Here is a 7,414-nt window from a genome sequence, read left to right on the forward strand (position 1 = left end):
AGCTCAGTTCGGCAAACATCTGCTTAAGCTTGCGATTTTCAGCCTCCAGCTCCTTTAAGCGTTTGATATCCGAAGTTTCCATTCCGCCGTATTTTTCTCGCCATTTATAGAAAGTTGAATTACCCACGCCATATTTACGGCACAGTTCTTTAACCGGAATACCCGCTTCAGCTTCTTTTAAAATAGCGACGATTTGATGTTCAGTCATTTTTTTCATCATTAAATCCTCTTTTACTTTTATCATAGAGAATTTTCTACTTTTTTGCTGTACTATTTTAGGGGATAGTTACAGAAGGACAAGAGCATATTTTAGCAGTTAAAATAAAACGAGAAGGTTTTGAATGGGCTTTGGAAAATGCTTGTTTATCTACATTTAAAGAAAATATATACAAAACTCATGAAAATTGGAAAGAGAAATTGAATAGTACCCCTGTTCGTATTCAGTGGGATCCTGAAAAGAATATTAAACTGGAGAATTTAGATTACAAATCTATTCAAATAGGATTAAAGGGTGAAGCTGTTAAAAAATATGTAAAAGATTGGATTGTTCAAATTGATGATATTACAGGTTTTTCCAAAGAAATTCATCAACTTATTATAAATAATGAGATAGGAAAAGCAAAGGATAAACTTCCTAAAGAGAAAATTTACCCTTTGCCTGATTTTATCAAACCCATTATTAATGCTGATTTATAATTTTTTGGATCAAAATTTTAGCTGTATTACTTAAATCCTCATAAGGAGATTCTAAATATCTTTTTAAAATATTCAGAGTTTCATCATTAGATCCCGTTTTATATAAATTCCATAGGCATTTTTTCCAAATGGGAACTATAAAAGTTTCTATATCATTAGTATCATTTTTATCGAAATTATTAATGCCTAATATTCTGATAAAGTATTTTCTATTTTCTGTATTTAACTCTAATGAGTCCAATAATCTTTCTAAAAAATAACTAGGTATCCAATCTTTTATTATTAATTGCTTATAAATCTTATCAAGGTTATTTTTAATATATTCATTATCATTTAAATATTCCTCAATATCTAAATATTCTTCTATTTTATTTAAATCTTGTTTTTCTATAGATATTAGTAGCTTTTCATAAAAATAATTTTTATTTTCTTTTAAGTTAACTGGATATTCATTATAAAATGTGTCTAAATCTATTTTATTAGTTAATAAATTATAGATTAAACTTTCTTCTTTAGATTTCATAATTATTTGCATTCGATATTTACATTGTTAGTACTAACATTTTCAAATGATATAATATTTTCGTTAAATATTTCAATTCCTTTTCCTTTCCCTAATCCAATATTAATCTGTGCATTTTTTCCAACTTTTTCTTGTTTAAAGAATACTGAATTTTCATTCCAACCAGATTTTACTTCAGGCATATTTGGATAAGTAGATTTTACAAGTTTAGATTGATCTCTAACGCCTATATTTTCTAACGCTTTAGTAGTCCCGTCTTTCATAGTGAATTTATAAGTAACTCCATCATAATTATTAGAAAATGCTTGTGTTGGAGATGTAAATGTTTCTGTAGTTGGAGTTAATTTCTTTGTTTTTTCTAATATTTCTGCATGTTCTTTGGCTATAGTTCTATAAAATATTTCATCCAGTCCAAACGGGTCAACTTCTGAATTAGAATCAAACGTATACGCATAAAAATTCGGATTATTCCCTTCGAACCTTATGGGATCTTGGCTTATATAAGTTCCTGTATTACTGTCGTAATAATTAAAATCTTACTAAACCAACTTTTACAAGTTGACTTTTCTGTTTAGTTTTCAAAAAATAAATCTCGCTTAGATTTATTTTTTGAATCATTTATTTTTTGTTTTTTAATATTAAAATATATCATAGCTTTATTATATATTTCTTCATTACATTTAATAGAAACAATAATATCATATTTTTCATTCTTAATAATAAAAATGTCTTTATTGAAATATAGTTTTGCATCTCTTATATTAATTAGTCCTTTTTTTCCAACTAATTTTAATGAATATTGAAATATAATATTTTCCTCATTTATACTAATAAAACCACACTCTTTAGATTGAGAATAAATATTTAGGTTTAAGGAGTGATCATCTTCTTCATAAGATTTAATATAAAATTTAGGCTTTAAAAATGAAAACATAATTAATAAAATTATTATTAAACAAATTATTACTAAAATTATTTTGGACATTTTATTTTAGATTTTAGTGAATCTATTTTTTTAGCTAAGGAACTTGGTGTAGCCCATTTATACCAAGGCATTTTCATTTCTTTTATTCCTGCAGCTTGTGAAGCACCATAGGCAAAGCTTGCACACTGCCTATTTCTTAAATTATAACCTTTAGTTGATGTATTACCTGCTTCAAAATCTTCAATATATTTTTTCAAATTAGACATTTGTGTTTCATCTATATCATAAGAAATTGAATGTAAATGAGGACTATTTAAATATTGTATATCATTATAACTTAGATCTCCAGGAATATCTAAAACTATAATTTTAGGTATTTCACTATAGTTAAAACCATTTTTAGGCCACTGGCCTATATATGTAGTTGTTCCGTTCTCTGTTACTCCTATAAAAGCATGCCCAACAAAGTCATGAGTATCAGAATATATAGTTAATTTTCCACTACTAAGTCCAAACGGATCCACCCAAGCATTGCTATCATGCACATACGCATAAAAATTCGGGTTGTTACCTGCTAACCCTATCGGGTCTTGGCTTATATAAGTTCCTGTATTACTGTCGTAATACCTAAACCGGTTATAATAAAGCCCGTCTAACTACTCGCCTTCATAATATCCTAATTGCCTGAAATAACAAGCCAACTTTTTTAGATTGGCTTGTTTTATTTAGTTTTTAAATCTTAATAAATGATTCTTTATTTTTCATAATGTTTGTATAAAAATATATTTTATTATTTTCTATTTTTCTTAAAAAGATTAAATCTTCAATTTTACCTAAATAATTTATAGTTTTTTTTTCTAGATTAATTACAGATAATTTAAAACCTACAACACAAAATTTTCTAATAAACATAGGAATATAAATAAGTCTATTTTGATCATCATATAAGAATGGCCCTCCAAATAGAATTTCTTTGAATAAATTACTTTTATTAATTAATAAATTTCCTACAAGGGGAGAACCTTGATTAACTTCCATTAAGTTAATATAATCAATTTCTAAGTTATTTAATATAAACTGTGATTGAAAATTGATTGGATCGTCATTTTTATTTATTAAAGATATTATTTGCATTTTGGCTTTAAGTGTTTTGTTTTCACATTAACTACATCGTCAGATTTAACAATAAATTGTAAAGAACCTCCCGGATATTTTAATCCTTGAGGACCTATTATTCCAAATTTAATCGAAGTTCCTTTTGGAATAATTCCTGTGTTATATTTATTTAAAGGATTCCATGCTGGCAATATTGCAGCAAAAGTTCTATTTATAAATTTATTTATTCCTATTCTCAATCCCCAGAAATCTGGACGAGTAGAACCTAAATGTAAATCTCCAAATCTTTGCACAGGTATATTAAAAGGAGCTCTAATTTCAAAACCCTTAAATAGGAATCCGTCTTTTGTAGTTATCCTTAGTTTTTCAAAAATATTTAACCCAAACGGGTCAACTTGCGTATTAGAATCAAACGTATACGCATAAAAATTCGGGTTATTACCTGCTAGCCCGATAGGGTCTTGGCTAATATATGAACCACTTTCAGGATTATAATATCGGAAGCGATTATAATAAAGCCCCGTTTCAACATCCTCATACTGCCCTAGTTGCCTGAACTTATCTTCATAATAACAAAGTCAACTCTAAAAGTTGGCTTTGTTATTTAATATTGAAAATTTATTATCACCTTGATTTTATTAGTCATATATTAAATAACTACATCCATCTATTAGTCGAAGTATTAGCGTAAAATAAATCATAATATTTTTGATTAATTATTTTCATATTTTCTAAAGAATTAAGTAGATTTTCAGATATTTCTAAATCTTCTGCACAACCTGAGTATTTTGCTAAAAGAATTATAAATTTAAATAATAACTCATTTTTATCTTCTTGTGTTAAAGAACAATCATTATAAAATTGTTCAATTATAATTTTTATTTTTTCTTTTTCTTTAACATTATCTTCATAAGTTGCATCAAGGTTCTTATAGAATATATCCCATTCATTTGCTATTTCTTCTAATAATCTTAAATATTTTTGCATAGTTTAAATATTTTTATTTGCATACAGTATAAGCATGACTTGGTATTTCCCCTTCAATTAAAACTTCTGCATCTTTTACAGAATATCTAAATGCAGGGTTTTTCAATTTAGTTTTTGTTTGTGGATCAACCCCAGAAGAAACATCAAATACTTTTGAAGCATCTAACTTATCAGTATCAATAGCAATTATTGTACTTTTATCCATTTTTCCTCTTCTTGGGTTAGGTTGGGCATAAAATTCTGCTGTAGAAGAGTTTTTTGTTGTAGAAATGTATTGAGTATTTAAACTACCATCATCTATATGTTCCTGTATAGTATATGTTGCTGCTGTATTTTTTGCCATAATTGTTTCTCCTGCTTTAGCACTAGCTTCTTGAATTTCATTAAGAGCTCTATATACAATAATCAACCCGAACACATCAACCATCGTATTCGAATCATGCACATACGCATAAAAATTCGGGTTATTACCTGCTAGCCCGATAGGGTCTTGACTTATATAAGTTCCTGTATTACTGTCGTAATACCTGAAACGATTATAATAAAGTCCATCTAGTTCTTGGTCTTCATACTGCCCTAGTTGCCTGAACGGAATGGAATTCCTGCTGTTGAATTTGTCTTCTTATAAAGCCATCCCTAAGGTTGGCTTTTTATTAATTCGGCAATATAGTTTTGAATTTCAACCATATCATTATATAATGCACTATTATAATCTCCAAAATTATCCACATATATTTTAGTTAAACCTACAGTATAGTTTTTCAATACGGAATCATTTTCCAAATTATCAAGTTGCATTTGATAATATTTTATATAAATATCATACTGATTTTTAGAAATAGAATTTATCTTTTTAAGATCTTCCAAAGATAAATTAGAAAATCGACTATCTAATTTTTTTTCATCAATGTCTGGAATGTATTCTGATTCTTCTTTTATTTTAAGATGTTTAAATTTTAGTATTACGCATTTGATTTTTCTTGTTATATATTCTTTTTTCATACAATGTCTACTTTGAAGATAATTTCACTATTTGTTGAACCCACTCTTCAGGCCAATCCCTTGGTAAAAGTATTTGATCTGCACCACCTTTTAAAATAGTTCCTGTTTTATCTATTGTTTGTGAAGCAACTTTACCATAGCTAATTGTAGTATCTTTGTGAACTTTTATAATAGCTTCAAATTCCCTCGTAATTTAGCATTTCCGCCAAAAGATCTATAAACGATCAAATCTTCTTCTAAAATACCTGTTTTATAAATTCCTCCTTCAAAAGATTTTATCATTTCTTCAGGTAACGAAGCTTTTTGAGTTTCTTTTATTTTTACACTACATTCACTTTTACTAAGACCAAACGGATCCACCCAAGCATTACTATCATGCACATACGCATAAAAATTCGGGTTATTATCTGCCAATCCTATCGGGTCTTGGCTAATATATAAGCCACTTTCAGGATTATATATATCGAAACCGATTATAATAAAGCTCCGTTTCTACATCTTCATACTGCCCTAATTGCCTGAATGGAATATAAATACTTATTATTGAATTTATCTTCTTGTAAAGGCAACTCAAATGAGTTGGCTTTAACTGATGAATAATTTAAGTACTATCATCTAATTGATACATTACTTTCATCCCATTTTTTTAAATATTCATATACATAATGTTCTTCATCAGAAAATATTTGCATAATATATTTATTCTCATTTATATATCCATAATCTAAACCTATATGACTATCTATTTTTTTTTGTAATTCATCTGAAAAAAATTTTTCACTACTAGTTAATTCCAATTTGATACCAAACTCTCCATATAAAATACTAATAATATTATTATCGACAGTATGAATTAAAATATTATTTAGTATCCAATTTTTAATATCATTTTTACTTGTTAATCCATCCAGTTGTAATTTAGAAGTAAAAATATTATTATTAGTTTTTATAGTCTCTTTGAAATACTCAGAATATAAATTAATTACTACATCTTTTGAAAAATCAATAACTTTACAATATTTATTTTTATCATACTCTTCAAATATTTTGTTCTTCCTATTTTTAAGTAATATTTCTGCTTTTCTATTTTGTATTGATTGATTCATTATGCTTCTTATTTACATTTAACTTTAACAAATAAATGATGATCTTTTAAATTTGGATCATCTATTTTTGCATATCTATTCGTCTTAAAATCATAGGAATCCCATCCGTGAGGGTATTCTCCTTTAGGATTTCCAGCATGAACATGTAATTGTCCATCATTGGTGTGTACTGCTATTATTTTTTTATGTCCATTAGCATCTGTAAATTCATACATCCGCCCATGAGAACCAAAGTTTGTATCATATTGATAGTTAACAATATTACTTCCTTTCTTGTTAATATCATCACCTATTTTCCATTGTCTATCTGGTTGCTGACTTCTAGGAATACCTGCTAAATCTTTAGCTTTATTCATAGCTTGTTTTAAAGAAGTAAAAGGATTATTTTTTGATCCTAAAGGATCCAACCCAAACGGGTCAACTTGCGTATTAGAGTCAAACGTATACGCATAAAAATTCGGGTTATTACCTGCTAATCCTATGGGATCTTGGCTAATATATAAGCCGGTTTCAGGATTATAATACCGAAACCGATTATAATAAAGCCCCGTTTCTACATCCTCATACTGCCCCAGTTGCCTGAACGGAATAAACGGCTGATTGTTAAAAGTATCTTCCCGTATTCTGCCATAGATGTCAAACTCCACCTGCCAAACCAGTTCCCCTTTGTCATCATAGGCCTGCGCGGGGCGGCCCAAATAGTCCGATACAATCGAGTAGGACTTGCCTTCGCAGAGCTTTGCGGTGGGGACTAAACTTCCTTCTTCATAAACCCAAGTGGTCAGGTTTTCGACCGGTTCGGGTTGGTCCAAAATAAGCATTCCCAGCTCGTCAGTAATAACCTTAGGACGCCGTGCACGCTCATAATGCCATTCATGTAATAAAACATTTCCATCCCAAAGATAGCGATAAATCTTGGTGTGGACAATTTTCGCTGTTCTTCTTCCTAATGCGTCGTATTCAAAGCGAATCCATTCTCCTTGTGGATTGCGCACCGCTTTGAGCATGCCGTTTCCTTGCCACTGATATTCCCAATCACCCGACTGCCATTGTGGCGGG

At 28.9% G+C, this 7,414-nt stretch carries 13 protein-coding genes and 3 pseudogenes; 1 reads left to right on the forward strand and 15 read right to left on the reverse strand.

The genetic code is table 11. From position 1 onward, the window contains the following. Positions 1–217 (reverse strand): transposase (locus tag A9G36_RS00375; RefSeq protein WP_141670593.1); only part of this gene is annotated, 217 nt, incomplete at its 3' end. A 65-nt stretch (positions 218–282) separates the two neighbouring features. On the opposite strand from A9G36_RS00375, the gene A9G36_RS00380 reads away from it, so the two are divergent. Further along, positions 283–696, forward strand: coding sequence for a DUF4291 family protein (locus tag A9G36_RS00380; RefSeq protein WP_081296634.1), 414 nt, complete (start codon positions 283–285; stop codon positions 694–696). Here A9G36_RS00380 and A9G36_RS00385 read toward each other — a convergent pair. The 14 genes and pseudogenes from A9G36_RS00385 to A9G36_RS00440 form a co-directional block, all read right to left on the reverse strand. Further along, a complete protein-coding gene (locus tag A9G36_RS00385) occupies positions 680–1,219 on the reverse strand; it encodes a hypothetical protein (RefSeq protein WP_065561339.1) in 540 nt (179 codons plus the stop codon). The two genes, A9G36_RS00380 and A9G36_RS00385, sit on opposite strands and share 17 nt — an antisense overlap. Positions 1,220–1,221: 2 nt before the next feature. Continuing rightward, on the reverse strand, positions 1,222–1,482 hold the full coding sequence (locus A9G36_RS00390) for a hypothetical protein (protein ID WP_065585247.1): 261 nt from the start codon (positions 1,480–1,482) through the stop codon (positions 1,222–1,224). A gap of 308 nt (positions 1,483–1,790) precedes the next feature. Beyond that, complete coding sequence (locus A9G36_RS00395; RefSeq protein WP_034947417.1) at positions 1,791–2,204, reverse strand: hypothetical protein; 414 nt, start codon at positions 2,202–2,204, stop codon at positions 1,791–1,793. Next, on the reverse strand, positions 2,192–2,743 hold the full coding sequence (locus A9G36_RS00400) for a hypothetical protein (protein WP_442902636.1): 552 nt from the start codon (positions 2,741–2,743) through the stop codon (positions 2,192–2,194). Before A9G36_RS00400 ends, A9G36_RS00395 begins: the two co-directional genes overlap by 13 nt. Positions 2,744–2,876: 133 nt before the next feature. Next, positions 2,877–3,278, reverse strand: coding sequence for a hypothetical protein (locus A9G36_RS00405; RefSeq protein ID WP_065568937.1), 402 nt, complete (start codon positions 3,276–3,278; stop codon positions 2,877–2,879). Then, the gene (locus A9G36_RS10340; RefSeq protein ID WP_065568938.1) at positions 3,269–3,553 is read right to left on the reverse strand and encodes a hypothetical protein; all 285 of its coding nucleotides are present in this window, start codon (positions 3,551–3,553) and stop codon (positions 3,269–3,271) included. Before A9G36_RS10340 ends, A9G36_RS00405 begins: the two co-directional genes overlap by 10 nt. An 81-nt stretch (positions 3,554–3,634) precedes the next feature. Then, positions 3,635–3,817: pseudogene (locus tag A9G36_RS10345) on the reverse strand (RHS repeat-associated core domain-containing protein); the annotation flags it as partial. 100 nt (positions 3,818–3,917) lie between these two features. Beyond that, positions 3,918–4,247 carry a hypothetical protein gene (locus A9G36_RS00415; RefSeq protein ID WP_034947425.1) on the reverse strand — a complete coding sequence of 110 codons (330 nt, stop codon included), beginning with the start codon at positions 4,245–4,247 and terminating at the stop codon, positions 3,918–3,920. A gap of 13 nt (positions 4,248–4,260) precedes the next feature. Continuing rightward, entirely contained in the window at positions 4,261–4,674 is a 414-nt protein-coding gene (locus A9G36_RS00420; protein ID WP_065585249.1) for a DUF7587 domain-containing protein, read from the reverse strand. Next, positions 4,654–4,842, reverse strand: a pseudogene (locus A9G36_RS10415) (RHS repeat-associated core domain-containing protein); the annotation flags it as partial. The gene A9G36_RS00420 and the pseudogene A9G36_RS10415, both read right to left, overlap by 21 nt. Positions 4,843–4,883: 41 nt before the next feature. Further along, on the reverse strand, positions 4,884–5,249 hold the full coding sequence (locus A9G36_RS00425) for a hypothetical protein (RefSeq protein ID WP_065574037.1): 366 nt from the start codon (positions 5,247–5,249) through the stop codon (positions 4,884–4,886). 339 nt (positions 5,250–5,588) lie between these two features. Further along, positions 5,589–5,778 (reverse strand): annotated as a pseudogene (locus A9G36_RS10420) (RHS repeat-associated core domain-containing protein); the annotation flags it as partial. An 82-nt stretch (positions 5,779–5,860) separates the two neighbouring features. Beyond that, a complete protein-coding gene (locus A9G36_RS00435; protein WP_051825382.1) occupies positions 5,861–6,355 on the reverse strand; it encodes a hypothetical protein in 495 nt (164 codons plus the stop codon). An 8-nt stretch (positions 6,356–6,363) separates the two neighbouring features. After that, positions 6,364–7,414, reverse strand: a 1,051-nt coding sequence (locus A9G36_RS00440; RefSeq protein WP_218055736.1) for an RHS repeat domain-containing protein, incomplete at its 5' end; no start/stop codon positions are given.

This window comes from Gilliamella sp. Choc6-1, assembly GCF_001690385.1.
Classification (GTDB): Bacteria; Pseudomonadota; Gammaproteobacteria; order Enterobacterales; family Orbaceae; genus Gilliamella; species Gilliamella apicola_A.